Origin of the sequence: Boudabousia liubingyangii, assembly GCF_001907245.1 — a bacterium.
GTDB lineage: Bacteria > Actinomycetota > Actinomycetes > Actinomycetales > Actinomycetaceae > Boudabousia > Boudabousia liubingyangii.
The window spans coordinates 60,121-79,598 of sequence record NZ_MQSU01000003.1; the positions used below are offsets into that span (position 1 = coordinate 60,121).

Sequence of the window (19,478 nt, forward strand, 5' to 3'; positions counted from 1 at the left end):
AAACTGTTGGGACAAAACTAGTGGGTCAAGGTGATTCGGTGGGCGGCCTCGGCCAAAAGCTCAACCTGCTGCTCGGCCGTCTGCGGATCCCGCGGGATCGACCCGGCCAGCCGCAGGAACTTCAAAATGTCCAAGGCGGGCCTGGTCCGGTTAAAGGTGTACAGGTGCAAGCCCGGGGCCCCCGCAGCCACCACCTGATCAATGAAAGTCATGGTTTCTTTAACGCCCTGACGGAATCGCAGGCGAGCATCCGGCTCACTGAGTAGCTCCTGCAGACGCGCCGGCACGGGCACGCCCGTCAACTGCTGTAGTCGCTGCAGTCGGGGCAGGTCCGTGAAGGGGATAATGCCCGGCACGATTGGCAGGCTAATGCCGTTTACGACCGTGGCTTCTAGCAGGCTCTGATAGTCGCGGGCGTCAAAGAATACCTGGGTGATCGCATAATCTGCACCGGCGGCTTCCTTCTGGGCCAGGGCGCTGAGCGCGTCAAGGCGACTTTGGATCCCGCCCGCCGGGTAGGCGGCCACCCCAATATCGACACTTTCATCATTGTCGAGGTGGCTGGCAGCAGTTTCCCGGATCAGGTGCACTAGTTCGCTGGCATAGTTCAGTCCACCTTCCGGTGCCTGCCAGCGGGACTGTCCCTTAGGTGGGTCGCCACGCAGGGCCAGAATATCGCGCACTCCTAGGTCAAAGATGCGTTTGATTAGGTCCGCCAGTTGGGTGCGGGAGCGTTCCACGCAGGTCAGGTGCGCCAGGGTGGGCACCTGGTAGGTGCGTAGGCGGGAAAGGGCTTCGAGGGAGGCGTCCTGGGATTTGCCGTTGGCCCCGAAGGTCACTGAGACGTAGGCGGGGTTCGCCTGGATGAGGCGTTCTACGCCCGCCCAGATGGGGGAGTCCAGGGCCGGTTGGCGGGGTGGAAAGAGTTCAAAAGAGACCGGGATGGGTCGGTTTAGTGGGGCAGAGTAGACCTGTGAGCGGCTGCTGCCATTAGTTTTGGTGGCGCTGGGCGTGGCGGACTGCGCGGCCTGGGGCGGCGAGTATAGTCCGGCGATGCTCATGGTCTCTCCCATCGGTTCTGGCGGAAGCACCCGTGGAATCTAACCGGGTTGCTGCGGCGTTATCGAGCCAGATCTCTGAGCCGCTCTAGATGGTTGAAAAAAGACTAAAGTATCAAAAAGATTTGTGCAAACTGAATAGTTTTAAAGATTTTATTGAACGTCTTACAGAAAAGTGCGGTACCCAGCCAAAAAACTGGGTACCGCACTAAAAGTTTGCGTGAAACTCTGTTGGATTATTCACCTAGAGCCGCGGCGACAACCTCTTTAGCTGCCTCCTGGACCTGCTTCAGGTGATCCTCGCCAAGGAAGGATTCCGCGTAAATCTTGTACACGTCCTCGGTCCCGGAAGGACGAGCGGCGAACCAAGCATTCTTGGTCACGACCTTCAAGCCACCAATCGGGGCGTCATTACCGGGAGCGTTGACCAACTTGGCCACAATCGGCTCACCAGCCAACTCAGTGGCGGTTACGTCCTGCGGGGACAGGGCCGCCAACTTAGCCTTCTGAGCCTTCGTCGCCGGGGCGTCAATCCGGGCGTAAGCAGAAGCGCCAAAGCGCTCAACCTGCTCGGCGTGCAGCTGGGAGGGGGTCTTGCCGGTGACGGCAATGATTTCCGCAGCTAGCAAGCACAGTAGAATGCCATCCTTATCGGTGGTCCAAACCGTGCCATCCTTACGTAGGAAGGAAGCACCAGCGGACTCTTCACCACCGAAGCCCAAGGAACCATCAACCAGGCCGGGCACAAAGTACTTGAAGCCCACAGGGACCTCAACCAGCTTGCGACCCAGAGCTTCAACTACCCGGTCAATCAGGGCAGAGGACACTAGGGTCTTACCAACGCCCGCATCCTGGCCCCAACCGGGACGGTGAGTGAACAGGTATTCAATCGCGACGGCCAAGAAGTGGTTCGGGTTCATCAAACCATCCGGGGTGACAATGCCGTGACGGTCAGAGTCCGCGTCATTACCGGTAGCCACATCAAAGGGGGTCTTGCCTTCCGCGTCCGGGGTCATTAGACGACGCAGGGAAGCCATCGCGTACGGGCTAGAGCAGTCCATGCGGATCTTGCCATCCCAGTCCAAGGTCATAAACGGCCAAGCCGGATCAACCTCAGGGTTAACCACGGTCAGGTTCAGACCGTAACGTTCGGCAATCAGCTGCCAGTAGTGGACCGAAGCGCCACCCAGCGGGTCGGCACCAATGCGGACACCCGCGTCACGGATCGCATCCATGTCGATCACGTCAGCAAGGTCATCCACGTAGGCGGTCATGAAGTCAGTCTTAGAAACACAGGGGTTCTCTAGCGGGTTTTCATCCCGGGGGATGTTCTTCCAACCCTTGTGTAGTAGCTCATTGGCGCGGTTCGCGATCCAAGAGGTCGCATCCGAACCAGCCGGGCCACCGGTCGGCGGGTTGTACTTGAAACCACCATCGCGGGGCGGGTTGTGGCTGGGGGTGACGACGATGCCGTCTGCCCGACCCGGGCCTTCCACGCGGACCCCGCCGGAAGTACCGGCCCCGTTCGCACGCAGGATTGCGTGAGAAACCGCGGGGGTGGGGGTGTAGGAATCACGAGCATCAATGCGGGTCTCAACGCCAGCGGCAGCCAGCACCTCAAGGGCGGTCCGCCAAGCCGGCTCTGACAGGGCGTGGGTATCGCGACCAATAAATAGGGGACCGTCGGTACCCTGAGCCCGGCGGTATTCCACAATCGCCAGGGTGGTAGCCGCAATATGAGCCTGGTTGAAGGCCCCATCAAGGGAGGAACCACGGTGACCAGAGGTACCGAAAACTACCTGCTGGGCAGGATTATCGGGATCTGGTTCTAGCTCATAGTAGGCGGAAACTACCGCATCGACATCGATCAAATCTTCTGGAAGGGCCTGCTGGCCAGCGCGCTCAAACATACCCCCATTTTGCCACTGTGCCTTAGGTTACTCAACAGGCTAGAGGAATTTTCGCCAGCGGGATAGACCCCAAAAATGCCACCAAATCAAGACTCTGGGCTTTATTTATACCTTCAGTCCCACACGGCCTGAACAGTTTGTCACTTTCCTTAACGAGGTAGCTTGAAACAGTTACCGCCGCCGGTTACCCCGCCGCCCTCTTTATCGAGCTTCGTAGTGCACAGGTACCGCTGTTCCCCTAGGGCACCCTTAACTAGCACCCGGTAGTCCTGCTCAATCGCATACAGGTCCAGGATCTTCCCGCCCGTATTCAAAATAATGATCGACATCCCTAAGGGCTTATCCGGGCCCTTATGGGTGCGGGTCGCCATGATCATATCCGGCCCAATGAGCTCAAAATTGTCAATCACCATGCCGCCCGGCAGCTTCAAATCTGCGGTCAAACGGGTGGTCGCGCGCGGAGCCTGCCCCTCAGAGAAAGACCACATGCGGCCAGAGGCCCCGGCAATGCCCTTCAAGGCATGCACCTCTTTATTCTCCATGGCCGGAATCGTGGCCTTCGGGCCACAAAAATCCATAAAAGCCTGCATGCTGGGGGTGGGGTCTAACTGGGCTAGGAGGCAGCGCCCTCGGGTCTCAATCTTAGAAGGCTTAGCCTCTTCCGCGGGAGCCTGCAGGTCCGTCCACGGGTAGAGCAGATTCTCATGCGTGGTCTGAACCGTCGGGGCGTCATCAATCTTAATCACGCCATCCGCGGTCGCTTCCAGATTCACGCTCACCCCCGCGAACTTAGGGACGCGCGCCACCCGGTTCGTCTTGGGGTCATAAACTACGCCACCAATGTAAATCTGCGAAGAAGGCAACTGCAGGTAGCGGTACTCGTCAGATTTAAACTCCAGTACCGGCTTGGGCATGGCTACGCGCAGCACATAGTTCTGGAAGCCCTTTTCCAAGGGGATCGAAACAAACAGGGACTTTTGATCACGGGAGGTATGCAGGTGCACCTCAGTGTCCGGCGGGAAGGTAATTCCTGGCAGGCTGGCCGGCTCACCGGTATTTAGGTCCACCACGTGACCGGTTGAGGTCACCACCTTGCCGTCAAAAACGGTCACTTCCCGAATCGGCCAGCTAGCCTTCGTGTCGTACCGCCACAGTTCGGAACCGTCCTCCAGGGAAACCCCCAAGAGGTGGGTCGAATCAGAAGAAAGCAGCACCATCACCGTGGGGGCCATGACCATGGGCTGCCAGCCCTCGGGGTAAATGATCCCCCCGGTTTTTAGGGGAGCGTTGATGGTTTTTTCGTTGATATACGGGGTGTTAACCGTCAGGTCACCGCCCAGCTGCCCGGCAGTGTCATTCGCTTCCGTCCACTGCAGGAACTTCGCGTCCTCTGGGGTCCCTTCCGCACTTCCCGTGGCCGAGGGGGCGGACGTAGGCTGAGCCGAATTACCCGCCTTGGTGCCGGGCTTAGTGGGTAGGACAGAGCAGGCACCCAGGGACAGGGAACCTAGTAGCAAACCAGTTAGCACGAGGGTTGAAAGACGGGAGCGGGATTCCCGGCGGCGGCCAACACGGCGGTTAGTCACTGGACTTAGCCTCTCTTAACCAAACCGAAACGAGCCCCCAACTTCTTGAGGTTCGCAAAAGCTTCCCGGTCACCAATAATCCACAGGCCACCCAGGAAGGTGAGTAGTACCAGCAGGCCACCAATCGCACCCTTAATCAGGGCAAAGAGTAGGACGTAACCGGTACGACCAACGGTGAACTCGCCGGCAAAGTACATGAAAATCGAACCCACCAGGGCGGCCGGGACGGCAGCAATCAGGGTGCCCAAGAGGTTGCGCACAACCAAGTCGGTGGTCTTCCCCGGAAGGATCTTGTCGACCTCGTAATAGAGGACTGCTGCGCCCACCAGGAAGGAGGCGGATTCGGCGGCGGCCGAGTAAACCACCCAGTTAGCGGCGGAAGCAAACAGGGCCACCGAACCGCAGATGAAGACCAGGGCCAGGGCTTTAATCAGGTAACCGTAGAAGGCCTGCTTGGCTCGGCCATAGGAAAGTAGGACGTCAACTTCCACAATGAACAGCGCCATGAACACTAGGCGCGGGGCAAAAGCCCGCAGGACCGCCGCATAAGAGGCGATTTCTGCAGAACCACGGCTAGCGGCGTAAGCCTGCATGATCGGGACGGCGAAGACCACCATGCAGATGGCAAAGAAAACGGTAATCTGCGCGATCTTGTGCAGGTAGATTTCTAGTACTTCTCGTACCTTGCTGCCCTCGCCAGCGGCGGCGTAGGTGGCGATCTGCGCAAAGAGGGCCGTGGCCACCGAAGCGGTAATCACCGAGTGCGGCAGCATGAAGATGGTGGTCGCATTCGCGCGGGCTGCCGGGCCGGCCACAATCACCTCATGTGCGTGACCGTAAGCTTCCGCTCCTGAGGCCAGAATCTGTACCACGATGGTGGAAAGCATGAAAGTGATCGCAGAGAACATGGTCCACATGGCAATCCGGAAAGCCCGTCCCAGACCATAACCGCGGAAACCCCACTTGAAGTTCCACGTGTAGCCAGCCTTCTTCAACGGCCAAATCAAAGACACGCCCTGCAGCACAATCCCCAGGGTGGTGGGGATGGCGATCACCATCATCTGCGTGTAGGTGAAATCAGCCGGATCGTAGTAGCCCTTCGGGGCCCAACCGAATAACCACACGTAGTAGAACAGGCCCAGAATGGACACCACATTGTTCAAAACGGGGGACCAGGCGGCCTCCCAGAAATGCCCGCGAGCATTTAAAACCTGACCCAGGACTGATTGCATGCCGTAGAAGAAAATCTGCGGCATGAACCAGTAAGACCAGGTAATTGCCAGGCCCTTAACTGCCGGTGACAGCATGGGGCTGGTGGCATAAACGACCACATTGGCAGCCAGCGTCAAAACGACGGTGATAGCCAGCAGGGTCACGAAGGTGAAGGTCAGTAGCCGGTCCACATAGTCTTTACCGCCATCACTGCGCTTAAAGGCGCGCACGATTTCCGGCAGTAGGACCGCAGAGATTACCGAACCGGCCAACAGGCCATACATGAGGTTCGGTAGGTTATTAGCTACCTGGAAGGAGTCCTGGACGCCAACGGCACCCAGGACCGCAATGAACAAGGCTCCCCGAATAAAACCCAAGACTCGGGAAGTCATGGTTCCAGCTGCGATCGTCATGGACGACCGCAGGACATTCACCTTTTCGGCCATAGGGTCAGCTCAGAGCAGCAGCCACAGCCATCTGTAGAGCGGTGTGGAACTTGGTTTCACGATCCTCAGCGCTCATGTCCTTGGAGTGATCCAACAGGTGATCGGAAACGGTCAGCACGGTTAGCGCCTGCTTACCGAATTCGGCAGCGACACCGTATAGGGCGGCAGATTCCATTTCCACGCCGAGGACGCCGTACTTGGCTAGGTTTTCAACCTGGCCTTCCGGGGTTAGGTAGAAGTGGTCACGAGAAATCACGGTACCCACGTGAACCTTCTGATCAGCCGGAGCGGCGTCAACTGCCGCGCGGGTTAGACCGAAGTCAGCAACGGCGCTGAAGTGCACGCCGGGGATGCGGTGAGTGTTCATGGCCGAGTCAGTGTGAGAACCCATGGCGACGATCGCGTCACCAACCTGAACCTGCGGGGCAATACCACCAGCGGTACCCACGCGGATAATGCGCTCAACACCAAACTGGCTGAATAGTTCAGTAGCGTAAATGGTGATGGAGGGCTGGCCCATACCAGAACCCATCACGGACAGGGGCTGACCGTTAACGGTACCGGTGAAACCTAGCATGCCGCGGACAGAGTTAACCTGCTTAGCATCGGGCATGAGCAGTTCCGCAATGCGCTTGGCGCGCAACGGGTCACCCGGCATCAAAACGGCAGGCGCGAAATCGCCCTTTTCAGCAGCAATATGAGGGGTAGCCATAACTAAAAAACCTTCCTGTAAGGGACGGGACAGTATTTTTACTATCTGACACACTACCTGAAAAGCCCCGATTAAGCCCTGCGGACTAGCCGCGAATGTGTATTCTTAGTGCCATGGGTAAAGCAAGTCGTAAAAACATCGCCAAAAAAGCCGCCAAAGTAAAGCGCGCCCCGATCCCCTTCGTGGCCCGCCCCTTCGAAGGACTTCCCTTCGAAGCTCAACTGGTGGCCCTACGGGATTTCATCCCCTCAGGTTATCTAAAAGTTAAGACCACTAAAGAGTACGGAAACGTTGAAGCTCTGCTAGTTTCCTACCTTCCGGAAGGCTCTCTAGGTTTCCGTCGCGCCGACGGTGTCCCGCTGGTGGCACTACGCTCCAACGCCAACACCGGTGACTACTCACACGACGCCGGATCGGTCCTCAAGGCCCTACTAGAACTAGAGCCCGGCCAGCCGCTAGAGAACTTCGACATCCGTGAAGCCGGCCCGAAACTGCAAGAAGTGATCGAAACCACCGACGCAGAATTCGCCATCACGGAAAGCTTCGATTTCTGGGTCGAACCCGAAAAACTAGAGGACCCCGAAGTTCAGGACGCCCTCAAGCGTGCCGCTGAAGAAGCCATCCCCTCCGTCCAGGTCCCCGGCACTGAAAGCGCCTTCTGGTGCCGCATGAACCACGACTTCGTCCGCTGGGTCCGCCTCGAAGACGAAAACAAGGTCTTTGACGCCCTAGCCCGCCTAAAGGTCAAGGACGAAGCCAACCTCGGTGAAGGCACCCGCTTCATTGGCGCCTTCCGCACCTGCGGTCTGCTAGTGCCGGTCTTCGAAATGGAAGAACGCACCGAAGCAGCCGACCTTGAAAAGGGTGCCGCCGAGTTCGAAAAGCGCCTCCAGGCTGCTCTGAAGGTCAGCGAATCCCTCACTGACGAAGAGCGTCGCGCCCGCGCTGGCTTGGTTTCCCGCCAGATTTCCCTGCGCTAGAAACCGGCAAAGCGGACCTGAACCTTGGAGGAACAGGATTATTCACAGCAGGTAGCCATCATTATTCCCGCCTTGAACGAGGCGGACGTGATTGGCTCGACCGTGCGCGCGTGCCGAGTCTTCCCCAATGCCGATCTGGTAATCGTGATTGATGACGGTTCCCAAGACGACACTCAGGAAGTGGCCCGCGCGGCCGGTGCTGTCGTGGTTCGCCACCCCGTTAACCGCGGAAAGCACTCGGCCCTAGAAACCGGGATTAAGGTCGCCCAGATGCGCGACCCGGAACAGGGCCGAGGACGCATGCTGCTTTTCCTTGACGCTGACCTTGGCGAGTCCGCCCTGGAACTAATTCCCCTTATCACCGCCGTTAAGGACGGGCTGGGAATGGCCATTGCGGACTCCCCGGGAGAGGCCACCAGTGGGGGACGAGGCTTCGTCACCCGCATGGCGGCCCGCTCCATCTACCGCGCCACGGGGAAGAAATTCCAGCAGCCCCTCTCTGGGCAGCGCTGTCTTTCCCCCGAGGCCGCCGCGCAGGTCCTGCCGGTTGCCTACGGCTGGGGCGTTGAGGTGGGTATGACCATCAAACTGCTCAAGGCCGGCTTTACGGTCGAAGAAATCCCCTGCCAGGTTCAGCACTACAATGACGAATTCCCCGGCTGGCGTCACCGCCTAGCGCAATACCGTGACGTGGTCTGGGCTATGTGGCGCTATAGCCGCAAAATCACCCCCAACACAGAAAACTAGAATCCATGACTACCGAAGCTCAATCATCCCAGTCCGTGAAGATCGCCTATCTAGGACCACAGGGCACCTTTACGGAACTGGCCCTGCGCGACCTAGCCAAGAAGTTCGAACTGGACGCCGAAGGCCTACCCTGCCTAGACGTCCCGACCGCGCTCAAGAAGGTAGCCAGTGGGGAAGCTGACCGGGCGGTCATTCCGATTGAGAACTCGGTCGAAGGTGGCGTTAACGCCTCCCTTGATGCGCTGGCTCGCACCGGAAACCTGCGGATTATTGCCGAAACCGTGATCCCGATCGACTTTTGCCTAGTGGTCCGTAAGGGCGTGAAGGCCGAACAGGTCAAGCGCGTCGGTACGCACCCGCACGCGTGGGCTCAGTGTCGTAACTGGGTAGCTGAAAACTTCCCCGGCGCCTCTCACGTGCCGGCCACTTCTACCGCTGCTGCCGCGGAACTACTAACCGGGGACCGTTACCCCGGGTTCGAGGCAGCCCTGTGTAACCGGGTCGCGGCGGCCTCGGAAGGGCTAGAAACCCTAGCTTCCGGGATTGCCGATAACTCCCAGGCGGTCACCCGTTTCGTCATGGTCGCTAAGCCGGGCGTGCTGCCCGCGGTGACCGGTGCCGATAAGACCACCCTGCAGGTGCGCCTCCCCGATAACGAGGCCGGTGCGCTACTGAGCATGCTGGAGCAGTTCTCTGCCCGCGGCGTGAACCTCTCCCGCATTGAATCCCGTCCCGCTGGCGGCCCGCTGGGTGCCTACGAGTTCAGCCTTGACATTGAGGGCCACATCCTTGAGCAGCGCGTTCAGGCTGCCCTAGTGGGCCTGCACCGCACTTGCCCGCAGGTGAAGTTCTTGGGCTCTTATGAGTCTGCTTCTGGGCATGAGGTGAAGGTTCTGCCGGGCACCAGCGATCAGGCTTTTGAAGCTGCTAATGATTGGATTGCTTCGCTCACTGAGGTCCAATGACCGGGCAGACTTCTGACATGACGGAAATGGGCACTGATCCTAGCGATCAGATTGAACTGCAGCTGGCCCAGGCGCGCAGGAAGCAGAAACTAGCTGCATACCGCCGCTGGAGCTGGGCTTACCTAGCAGCGGGGGTCGTGCTGTGGGCCTTTGCGATTGGCCTTGGGGAACTGGTGCAGTGGCACCCGGTGCAGGCCTCGAATGAGGAAATCTGGGCCAGCCTGATTGACCGCCGCACCCCCGGCTACACCTTCATCCTGACTATTCTTACCACCCTGTTTAACCCCTGGTGGGCGGTGCTGATTACCGCTTTGGGGGCCGGCTTGGCGTGGTATCTGTCCAAACGCTGGATTGATGCCCTTTACGTGGTGGCAACCTGCCTGCTGGCGGCGGCCATGACCCATTTTTTGAAGGGGGCCGTAGAGTTAGCGCGTCCCCCGTTAGCGCATCAGCTAGTCAAAGCGCGCAACTATTCGTACCCTTCCGGGCATTCCAGTGCCGTGGCGGCCCTGATTTTTAGTGTGGCAGTGGTCCTGACGGTACATGTGCTGCTAAGGAAAACTGCGGTCTTATGGACCTGGGCACTGGCGGCTGTAATAGTTGGCCTGATTGCTTTTTCACGGCTTTACCTAGGGGTGCACTGGTTCGCTGACGTGGTCGGCGGAATCAGTATTGGCCTAGGCAGCGCCCTGATGATGGCAGCCGCCTTTAGTAGATCATCGAAGCTGCCGCTTTAGGCGGCCTGTCCCTTACCTAGTAGGCCGTGCTTCGGCGCAAAGATCCACGCGAATAGGAAGATCACGGTAGCCACCAGCACAATGGTGGCACCCGTAGGAATATTCAGCGACCAAGACAGGTAGACACCCAGTAGGGCAGAAAGTGCCCCGATCCCTGCGGCCATAGTCATCATCACGCCCAGCCGGTCAGTTAGCAGGCGGGCCGTGGCCGCCGGGGTCACCAGCAGTGCCAGGACCAAGATATTGCCGATCGTGTGGATCGACATGACCACCGCAATGGTGACCATGAAGTACAGCAGAATATCTAGGGCCAGGACTGGCAGGCGCAAGACGCGGGCCATTTCCCGATCCAGTGACACTGCCACTAGTTCCTTGTTGAACAGTAGGGTCAGGGCAATTACCAGCACCCCGGCCACACTCACAGTGACAATATCTGAGCGGGACACACCCGTAATCGAGCCAAACAGGAAGGACTGTAGGGAACCGGAATAGCCGGGTGCTAGGGACATAACCACTAGGCCCAAAGCGAAGGCCGCGGCAAAGAAAATACCGATTACGGTGTCTTCTTTAATGCGTCGATTCTGAGAGAAGAAAGCCACCAAGATTGCGGTAATCGTGCCCGCTACTAGTCCGCCTACAATCAGAGAACCCTGCAGGACGAAAGCCACTGCTAGCCCCGGGAAGACCGAGTGCGCCACCGCGTCCCCAATGAAGGCCATGCCGCGCAGCACCACGTGCGTGCCAATCACACCGCAAATAATGGCCGCTAGGATCGCGACGATCAGTGCCCTGGGTAGGAAGGACAGGATCGGGTTGAAAAGGTCTTGAATGAAATCGTAAGGACTTAACATAGCACCATTCCCAACTGCTTAATCAGGGGGCTCTGAGCAGAAACCTCAAAGGTTTCCATCCACGGCTGCGGGTCGGTCAACTGGCTGGGGGTACCTTCGGCGATCACGGTCCCACGCAGCAGGGCCACCCGGTCACAGGTGACCAGGGCATGGTTCAGGTCGTGCGTGGTCATCAGTAGGCTAGTGCCCCCATTAGTGAGTTCCCCAAAAAGGACCGTTAAGAGTTCCTGCGTGGGCATATCCAAGCCGGTAAAAGGCTCATCTAGAACCAGTAGTGCCGGGTCGGTAACCAGGGCGCGCGCAATCAGGATGCGCTGACGCTGACCACCAGAGAGCTCCTGGATGGGGCGTTCAGCAAACTCCCGCATTTTCACGCGCTCTAGTGCCCGGTAGACGGCCTTCCAGTGCTTCGTGCCGGGAGTGCGCAGCCAGCCCAGCTGACGAGTCAGCCCCTGCATGACCAGCCCACCGACGTTAATCGGGAAATCCCAGGCCACATCCTGCCGCTGCGGGACGTAACCGATTAGGTCCGCGGCTTTATTGCCGGTTTTCCCCAGCACGCTGATCTGGCCGGCGGCAGCTGGAATCAGTCCCATCATGGTGCGCAGCAGGGTGGTTTTACCGGCCCCGTTGGGCCCCAGTAGGCCCAGCAGTTCACCTTGCTGGCACTGCAGGTTCACGCCCTTGAGGATCTGCCGGTTAGAGAGGTTAACCGACAGGTCTTGGATTTCTAATACGGTGTCTTTCAAAACTTTTCCCTATCCCGCTAGCGGGGTACTTTGGTGGCTATTTTTCTGCGCTGCCGGAGCCGGCTTCAGCTTCTACCTCTGCCTTTGCGGCTTCCCGTGCAGACTTGGACTTGGAGGTGTAGACCAGTACGCCGGCAATCAGGACTAGGGCCCCGGCCCCGGCGAATCCGATTAGCAGCCAGTTCAGGCCTGAGCCGCTTTCAGCTGGCTGAGGCTGAGCCGGGTTGGCTTGTCCGCCCTGGTTTTGGTTGGCTGCGGGAGTGGCGGCTGGCTGGGCGGGCTTTTCCGCACTCGCGCCGGCCTGATTGCTTCCGGCCGGGCCGTTACCTTCGGCGCTGGCTTCTGCCTGCGGGGCGGGCTGGTTACTGCCGCTACTTGCTAGCGCCGCCGAGGGGGCAGGCACTGCTGGCACTTCGCCCTCCCATTTCGCATTACGGGCCTGATCTGCGGGCACACCCACCGCGAACTTGAGGACTGTGGAGGCCTGGTAGACCTTTCCGGCGGTATCGGTGCCGGCAATCCCTAGGGCCAGCTGGTAGACGCCCGGTTCGGTAAAGACCCAGTTGGCGTGCGTGTGAGTATTGAGGTCCACCCAGATGCTCTGCGGCTTGGGGTCACGCTTATCCCACAGTTGGACCGGCTTTGAGAAGTTCCCGGACTCTAGGTAAACATTGACATTGCCCGGTCCCTGGGCACCTAGGAAGGTCAGGTTCACGCCCCGGTTTAGCAGCTTGGTGACCTCTGGGGACTGGGTGTTCCAGCCCAGCCACGGGACCTGGGCGATCTGGGATTGGGGAACCACGTAGACTTTCTGGCCACCCTTAGCGCCGGTGAAGTCATACTGGCCGTTTTCGGGGACGGTGAGGTGGGCGGCCTGGCCCAGTTCTAGGACTACCGAGGACGGGTCACGCCAAACGGGGGTTTCTTTACTGTCGTCCCGGACCGCCAGCTGGAACTTGCCGTCGATGACGCGCGGGCCAATATCCATGTGACCCTGGGTGATGGTGACGGGGTCCGTGCTGTAGGCTTCGTCCTCGTTAACGGTCTGCTTGAGGGGGTCGTCGCCCGGTTCCGCCAAGGCTAGGGGAGCGCTGGTCAGGGGAGTGAGCAGCAGGAGCGTACCGGCGACGGCGGTGATCGCTCGCTTAAAGTTCAGTCGTTTCATTCGTTCTTTTCCTTTCCAGGGCGGCAAAACAGGGGTGCTGGCTGGGTGGGGGCTATGACCCTAGGCAGCGTCGAAGGGAGTCAGCGTTAAAACGCATCAGGTCAAGGTAGGTGGGGACTTTTTCGTCCAGGGTGTCTGAGTAGATGGGGCACACCTTAGCGCCGGCATCCTGCGCGACCTGCATTAGTTCGGTATTGCGGGAGGCCAGGTAGGGTTCTAGGAAGACGGCGGGCACGCCCTCGTCCCGCATGGTGCGGGCCAAACGAACCCGGTCCGCGACTGAGGGCTCTGTGCCCGGGTTCTGGGTGACGAAACCGGCGATCTTCAGGCCGTAGGCGTGGGCCAGGTACCCGTAGGCGTCGTGGGTAGTGACCAGGGTGCGGCGGCCCGGGGGGATCATATTGATTTGGGTGCGCACGTACTGGTCGATCTGGTCCAACTGCTGCAGGTACTTTTCGGTATTTGCCGAATAGGTGGCGGCCCCGGCGGGGTCCACCTGGATGAGGGTGTCACGGATGGACTTCGCGTAGGCTTTCGCATTGCGGACGTCGTGCCAGAGGTGCGGATCGATCTCACCGTGAACGTGTTTGCCTAGGACCGCCTGTGCTAGCAGGTAGATCTCAGTGCCGGGGCGGCCTAGGAAGCGGAAGGAAGGATCACCCGGGATGGTCTGCAGCGCCTTGGTGGGCACATAAATCACTGCTTGGGCCGGGTCTAGATCCTTTTGGGTGTACTCGCCGCCGCCCTTGGGGTCGCTGAACAGGGTCAGGCGGTTCTTATCAACGTCGGCAGTAATATCCACGTGACCACCATCGATCACGGTTTTGCCTTTAAACTGGGTCATTTTGGCCGGGTCGGTACCCACTACGAAGGTGACGGTCGCGGTGCCGGCGGGTGCTTCCCCGGCGGTGGGGTTCTGGTTACCGCTACCGGGTTTAACGTGTAGGGCGGCCGCGAAATCTACCGTGTAAATGCCCGGTTTGCTAAAGGCCCAGGACATGTGGGTGTGTGCATCTAGCGGCAGGGTGGCGGTGTCTTTGGCGTCCACGCCGTCAGCGCTTTGGAAGTAGATTTGGGGCTGGCCGAAGGTGCCGGTCAGGTAGCCGCTCAGCTCCCCGGGGCCGGTAATTTTGGTGGCCGTAATGGTGGCCTCAGAACTGCGGTTAGCACCAAAAGCCTTACCTTCCCCGCGGACACGTAAGCCCAGCCAGACGGTGTCTAGGGAGGCGTCCTCGACTAGGGGGATGATTTCGGCGGAGTATTTGGCGGCGTCCTCGGCTAGGGCGATATTGGGGGCTCCCGGGGGAAGGTTCGTGTCGATGGCCTTAATCAGGGCGTGCTCTTCGAGCATCATGTAGTTGGTGAAGGCCGCGTCCGCGTAGGCGACTTCGCGAATATCGCGCAGGGTCGGTTCGTAACTGTGAGGGTCGGCGCCCGGGGGGACTAAAGCCACGACTTTGGCGCGGTCACCGGCAATATTCTTTGCAATATCAGCAATGATGCTGGTGGAAGTGACAATTTGTGGTTTGGTTTTGGCGTGACTTTCTGAGCTGGAAAAGGGGATCAAAAGTAGTGCCAGAAAGATCACGATGATGCTGACAAGAAGAATTGGTAGGGAGCGTGAGGTACGCAGGTGGCCGGTAGCTTTGCGATTCACGTTTGTCCCCCATGAGAATGATTATCAACCAATAAATGATAACTATTATCATTCTGTGATAGCAAATTTAGGTTTGTTAGGACCCTAGGTGGATACTTATTTGATTTTCGCCTCGAAGTTGGGAAAGTTTTCAATAGCCTTTGCTCTGCAAGGCGTATAGGTGTGCGAAACGTCCAGAACTCTCTAAGAGATCTGGAGGGGTACCTTGCTCTACTAACTTACCTTTTTCTAGGATGAATACTCGATCTGCTTGCAGTGCGTATGAGAGGCGGTGAGTTACGAATATGGCAATATCCTGTGATGCTTTGGCCATGGTTAACGTATGATTCATTACTTCCGTCTCAGCTAATGGATCTAGGGCCGCTCCGGGTTCATCGAAGAAAATAATGGGAGCGGGTAGTCCTAGATCCGCTCGGGCTAGGGCAAGTTTTTGTTTTTGCCCACCAGATAGCTGCGAATGGCCTCCTAGCTTTTGTGTTCCGCGCTTTCTGAGTTCGCAATCTAGTCCGTATTGGACGGCAGCTTGTTTGGCAGTTTCATAACTGCCTTTTAGCTGTCCTTCAATAGAGCCCGCACCTGCTTGGATTTCTTCTAGGAGACTGACCCGATAGTACGGTGAGCCTTGGTGAGTGCCGGTTGCTTGATCATTAGCGGCAGGGTTTTCTGCCAAAGTTCCGCCTGAATAATGGGCCAGAAGACGACCGCTGGTAGGTTGGTAAAGTCCAAGCAGAATCTTTAAAAGAGTGGTTTTTCCGCTGCCATTTTCGCCGACGAGGGCGATCGTTTCACCAGCCTCGATTGTAAAGCTTAAGTCATTAAGGGCCGGGACTTCATGCCCCGGGTATTGGTAGGAAAGGTTCTTTAATTCGAGTTTTTCTAAAGGCGGTTGTAGCTGGTGTGCTGGTTCTGTTTGGTTTTGGTGGAGGCACTTGAAGAGGTTGGTGTAGAGACCAACTAAGGTGGTTACGCGGGCGACTTCACTAAGGTTTTCACGTAGCCCCAGCATTGATCCGAAGATTATCCCTGAAGCCATGAGCAGAGCGCTGATTCCCGCGGTAGGGTTTGCACGTCCAGTTTCGTTTATTAGTAGGAGAATTAGAGTTCCTAGGTAAAGTAACTGGGTAACAACAAAAGTTAGATTGCTGTAGATTCCGTAGCGTCGTGCAGGCAAGGTAAGTTCAGATGCTTGTTTTTTCAGTGTCTCTTCGAACCATTGGGTGGCGCCAAGTAGTTGTAATTGTTTGCGGTTAGAGTCGTTCGCCCAAAGAATTTGGCTGGCTCGGAGTTGCGCGCCAGGACTAGCGGCTTGAAGTATTTCTTGTTGAGTCCAGTGCAGATCCGAGAGGCCGGTCAGCACGCACAAGGTGGCGGGTAGGAAAAGATACCAGGCGGAGGGGGTAAAGGCGAGTGTGGCAAGTAGTGATCCAAAAGGAACAATTAGGCTTTCAAGCAGTCGAATACTGCTTGCCCAAATGGTTGATATTTCACCTTCTTTGACTCTTAATTGCGCCATGGTTTTTTGATACTCTGGGTGATTTTGGAAGTCTAGCCGAGGTTGCTTATTTATCAGGTCCGCAACCTCGTAATCCCACCTAGACCCTAGTCGAACACGGAGTCGGTATTTGGCACTGATTCCAAAGATAAAGAAGAACCAAGTCCCACTACTTGCTATGGCGAGCACCAGGGCATACGCAACAAGCGAGGGGGAGATTCCTTGGCCAATTTCTTTAAGAAGCAGGGGGACTAGGGCAGGAACTAAAGCTTGGAAAAGATATCCGCAAGAGCTAAATAAAGTGAGTAGGGTTAGTTTTGGAAATAAACGGACTGCCGAAGCCATGAATTTTAGGTACAGGCGTATCTGATTTACCGGATGGCTAACTAAGCTGCTTAGCTGTAGGGATCTAACGGACATGGTAGCTCCGGGCTTGTGTATCGTGGAGTGTTCTCACGTATCCGTTAGGGTTAGCTAGGAGATCTTTGGGTGAGCCCTGTTCAACTATTTTGCCTTCGTGGAGGGCGATAACGTGTTGACATTGGGTGGCTAAATTCATGCGGTGCGTAAGAATGATTGTAGGTGTGGTAAGTTCACTGATTTTTTCGGGAAACTTTGCGGCTATTTCTGCATCGAGTGAGGAAGTGGGTTCGTCGAGGATTATTAGATCCGCTTTGTTTTTTCGCGCATGATAGTAGGTGCGGGCTAGGGCGATGCGTTGCCATTGTCCACCGGAAAGCTGGGGAGCTTCTAGGTCGCTAAGTCCGGGATTTAGACATGTCTTGATTCCGTTAGGAAGAGTCGCTAGAAGGGGTTTCAAATCTGCCCAAATGATTGCTTTTTCAAGCAGTACTGGATCAGTATTGGCTTCGTTATTGAGGGTGATGTTTTCAATAAGAGTTAGTGGAAGTTTGAAAAAATCCTGACTGAGCATGGTGGTTTGGAGATTATCTAGTCCTTGGATTTTGCCTTTAGTAGGGGTAATAGTGCCAGCTAGCAGATTGGCAAGGGTGCTTTTCCCAGCACCGTTTTCGCCTACGATCGCAATACTACTAACTCCCGAGATTTCAAGTTCGGTTACCTTTAAGGCTGGGGTGTTACTTCCGGGATAGGTATATTCAAGTTGTTCTGCCCATACAGACGGTAAGTATTCTGAAGGGCTACTAATATGACGTATTTCTAGACCCATCTTGAGGGCTTTCCTATTTGAGGATCCCTGAGTGACAGGAATAGGCATTTCGTCTAGGCACTGATTGTGAACGTGACAAGCTGCTAATACGCCGCCTGGCAGCACGAAAATCCCCTGAAATGCTGGTAGTGCCTGGAGTTCGAATAAGGCTAGTGAGGTAATATTCGGATCTTGGTGTCGGAAGATAATTCCTGCGATGATGATAATGCTGGGCAGGAATATTATTGGAAACCGTTTGAGCTCTCGTTTTCGCCAGCGTTTTTCAGTTTTTTCAAGCCGCTCGATTTCTTTACGGTGCGCATTCTTGTATCTTTGCAGCAGCCAGCTGCTAACCCCATCGGTTCGTATAGAAGCACTGTTTTGCGGATCTAGAATTAGAGTTCTAAGAGATGCGGGCGGCAAGTCTTCGACTGAAGATAGTGTTGTTTCTTCTGGTTTTGTGCTTTTAGTGAGTAGTGCGCGTGAAGCTATCGCTGTAGCGATAAGGATTCCAATAATCGGGTCAAATACGATAACGCTAACCAGCACTAAGCTACCTACAATTGTGCCCTGCAGTAATGATATATAGGTCTCAGGTATCCCCGAAACTTGCCAGTTCTGGAATTTGTATACTAGTTGTTCAGCATGATCTCCGTGTCCAGGCTTAGCGTGTTGAGACTGTAAACGTTGATATAGATACTGGGTGTATTGGTTGGTGAAAACTAGCATCTGATCCCTAATCAGGAAATCTACTAGAGCTTCTATGATTAAGAAAGCTGCACCAAAATAAAGTGGCCAAGTATCTAATCGTGGGTTAGCTCCAAAAGCCGCTAGCCCTTTTGCTCTTATTACATAGCTAAGAGCACTAAGAATTATCAAGAATATTAAGACCGAAAACCTTTTAGGTAAAGCAGAGCGCAGTGCTCGACCGGTCCGGCGAAAGTCATATTCAAACATAATATGGTGGCAAGAGTGCTTGGTTTGATTCTGATGGCTCCGCATCTATGAGGAGGTATCTCATAACTAACATTCTAGTCTATGAATGCACGTTAATCTACAATGGATTTTATGAGTTACCAAGCTGTACAATCCGGTGTCCTAGCTATTGGCACCCCGCGAAATTCTTACCTTGAATACGACCTCACTGAAGCGGGCAAAAAAGACCGCCTAAGCGCCGTCATGACCGCCCTCGAAGCCGTGGGTGGCACTACCCCCATTGCCGGTGCGCAGGTCGTTATTGGTTTCCGCCCCGAACTGTGGGCCCGCCTAGGCCGCCCCGCCATTAAGGGCCTAACCGGCTACAATCAGGACATCGTTGGTCCCGACGGCTTCACCATGCCCGCCACCCAGCACGACCTGATCCTGTGGGTACAGGGCGCGCAGCAGGATTCCGTCTTCGATGTTTCCCGCGACCTATCCAATGCCGTTGCCGAATACTTTGAGCTAGTTGACTCCACCGACGGCTGGGTCTACCAGCACAACCGTGACCTAACCGGTTTCGTTGATGGCACCGAAAACCCGGCCCCCGCCCAGATCCCCGAAATCATTCAGGATCCGGAAACTGGCGGTTCAGTCTTGCTAGTTCAGAAGTGGCCGCACGAGGTTGAAGCCTGGGAAGGCCTAAGCCAGGAAGAGCAGGAAGCGGTCATGGGCCGCACCAAGGACACTGACGTTGAACTAGAGGACCGTCCGGAAAACTCCCACGTAGCCCGTAACGACCAGGAAGACGTGGGCGACATCCTGCGTCGCAACACCGCTTTCGGTGGCGCTAAAGAACACGGCACCATGTTTATTGGTGTGGCCGCGAAGAAGGAAATCATGCAGACCATGCTCGAACGCATGGCCGGCCTGGACGGGGGCCCGCGTGACGCGCTCACCCGCTTCTCCCACGCTGACACCGGCGCCTACTACTACCTACCGCCCGTCACCGAAATCATCGTCCCTGAGGACGAGGAAGACGAAGACTGAGGCCTGTTAGGTCGCAAATAGCTTAAGGGCTCCAACCGTTCTGGTTGGAGCCCTTTGCTGTGCAGCCTAGTTAGC

At 56.7% G+C, this 19,478-nt stretch carries 16 protein-coding genes and 1 riboswitch; of the genes, 5 read left to right on the top strand and 11 right to left on the bottom strand.

Features of this window, described 5'->3' with window-relative positions; genetic code table 11:
* Positions 1–17: 17 nt before the first annotated feature.
* The 5 genes from BSR28_RS04925 to deoD form a co-directional block, all read right to left on the bottom strand.
* Positions 18–1,061 carry a methylenetetrahydrofolate reductase gene (locus BSR28_RS04925; protein ID WP_073713519.1) on the bottom strand — a complete coding sequence of 348 codons (1,044 nt, stop codon included), beginning with the start codon at positions 1,059–1,061 and terminating at the stop codon, positions 18–20.
* A 5-nt stretch (positions 1,062–1,066) separates the two neighbouring features.
* A riboswitch (SAM riboswitch) is annotated at positions 1,067–1,157 on the bottom strand.
* A 137-nt stretch (positions 1,158–1,294) separates the two neighbouring features.
* Positions 1,295–2,968 carry a phosphoglucomutase (alpha-D-glucose-1,6-bisphosphate-dependent) gene (gene pgm, locus BSR28_RS04930; protein WP_073713520.1) on the bottom strand — a complete coding sequence of 558 codons (1,674 nt, stop codon included), beginning with the start codon at positions 2,966–2,968 and terminating at the stop codon, positions 1,295–1,297.
* 149 nt (positions 2,969–3,117) lie between these two features.
* Positions 3,118–4,554 carry a hypothetical protein gene (locus tag BSR28_RS04935; protein ID WP_073713521.1) on the bottom strand — a complete coding sequence of 479 codons (1,437 nt, stop codon included), beginning with the start codon at positions 4,552–4,554 and terminating at the stop codon, positions 3,118–3,120.
* A 5-nt stretch (positions 4,555–4,559) separates the two neighbouring features.
* Positions 4,560–6,179 (bottom strand): murein biosynthesis integral membrane protein MurJ, encoded by a 1,620-nt coding sequence (gene murJ / locus BSR28_RS04940; protein ID WP_073713522.1) that lies wholly within the window; start codon positions 6,177–6,179, stop codon positions 4,560–4,562.
* Positions 6,180–6,216: 37 nt separating this feature from the next.
* Positions 6,217–6,924: a purine-nucleoside phosphorylase gene (gene deoD / locus BSR28_RS04945; protein ID WP_073709647.1), complete on the bottom strand. Its 708-nt coding sequence runs from the start codon at positions 6,922–6,924 to the stop codon at positions 6,217–6,219.
* 113 nt (positions 6,925–7,037) lie between these two features.
* On the opposite strand from deoD, the gene BSR28_RS04950 reads away from it, so the two are divergent.
* From BSR28_RS04950 to BSR28_RS04965, 4 genes are read left to right on the top strand one after another with little or no spacing between them, the layout of a single operon-like run.
* Positions 7,038–7,904, top strand: a complete 867-nt coding sequence (locus BSR28_RS04950; protein ID WP_073713523.1) for a DUF5926 family protein — start codon at positions 7,038–7,040, stop codon at positions 7,902–7,904.
* 24 nt (positions 7,905–7,928) lie between these two features.
* Complete coding sequence (locus BSR28_RS08930) at positions 7,929–8,651, top strand: glycosyltransferase family 2 protein (RefSeq protein ID WP_073709646.1); 723 nt, start codon at positions 7,929–7,931, stop codon at positions 8,649–8,651.
* A gap of 5 nt (positions 8,652–8,656) precedes the next feature.
* Positions 8,657–9,616: a prephenate dehydratase gene (gene pheA, locus BSR28_RS08935; RefSeq protein ID WP_073709645.1), complete on the top strand. Its 960-nt coding sequence runs from the start codon at positions 8,657–8,659 to the stop codon at positions 9,614–9,616.
* Positions 9,613–10,353, top strand: coding sequence for a phosphatase PAP2 family protein (locus BSR28_RS04965; protein WP_073713524.1), 741 nt, complete (start codon positions 9,613–9,615; stop codon positions 10,351–10,353). Before pheA ends, BSR28_RS04965 begins: the two co-directional genes overlap by 4 nt.
* Here BSR28_RS04965 and BSR28_RS04970 read toward each other — a convergent pair.
* The 6 genes from BSR28_RS04970 to BSR28_RS04995 all read right to left on the bottom strand — a co-directional run bounded on the left by BSR28_RS04970 (position 10,350) and on the right by BSR28_RS04995 (position 18,392).
* Entirely contained in the window at positions 10,350–11,204 is an 855-nt protein-coding gene (locus tag BSR28_RS04970) for an anchored repeat-type ABC transporter permease subunit (RefSeq protein ID WP_073709643.1), read from the bottom strand. The two genes, BSR28_RS04965 and BSR28_RS04970, sit on opposite strands and share 4 nt — an antisense overlap.
* A complete protein-coding gene (locus BSR28_RS04975; RefSeq protein ID WP_073709642.1) occupies positions 11,198–11,953 on the bottom strand; it encodes an anchored repeat-type ABC transporter ATP-binding subunit in 756 nt (251 codons plus the stop codon). Before BSR28_RS04975 ends, BSR28_RS04970 begins: the two co-directional genes overlap by 7 nt.
* 37 nt (positions 11,954–11,990) lie before the next feature.
* The gene (locus BSR28_RS04980; RefSeq protein WP_073713525.1) at positions 11,991–13,118 is read right to left on the bottom strand and encodes a choice-of-anchor M domain-containing protein; all 1,128 of its coding nucleotides are present in this window, start codon (positions 13,116–13,118) and stop codon (positions 11,991–11,993) included.
* Between the two features lie 52 nt (positions 13,119–13,170).
* Positions 13,171–14,775 (bottom strand): anchored repeat ABC transporter, substrate-binding protein, encoded by a 1,605-nt coding sequence (locus BSR28_RS04985; RefSeq protein ID WP_143237589.1) that lies wholly within the window; start codon positions 14,773–14,775, stop codon positions 13,171–13,173.
* A gap of 130 nt (positions 14,776–14,905) precedes the next feature.
* The gene (locus BSR28_RS04990) at positions 14,906–16,288 is read right to left on the bottom strand and encodes an ATP-binding cassette domain-containing protein (RefSeq protein ID WP_073709640.1); all 1,383 of its coding nucleotides are present in this window, start codon (positions 16,286–16,288) and stop codon (positions 14,906–14,908) included.
* Positions 16,289–16,676: 388 nt separating this feature from the next.
* Positions 16,677–18,392 (bottom strand): ATP-binding cassette domain-containing protein, encoded by a 1,716-nt coding sequence (locus BSR28_RS04995; RefSeq protein WP_158020326.1) that lies wholly within the window; start codon positions 18,390–18,392, stop codon positions 16,677–16,679.
* A gap of 111 nt (positions 18,393–18,503) precedes the next feature.
* Between BSR28_RS04995 and BSR28_RS05000 the strand changes: the two genes are divergently transcribed.
* A complete protein-coding gene (locus BSR28_RS05000) occupies positions 18,504–19,403 on the top strand; it encodes a Dyp-type peroxidase (RefSeq protein ID WP_073709638.1) in 900 nt (299 codons plus the stop codon).
* The last annotated feature ends 75 nt before the right edge of the window (positions 19,404–19,478 follow it).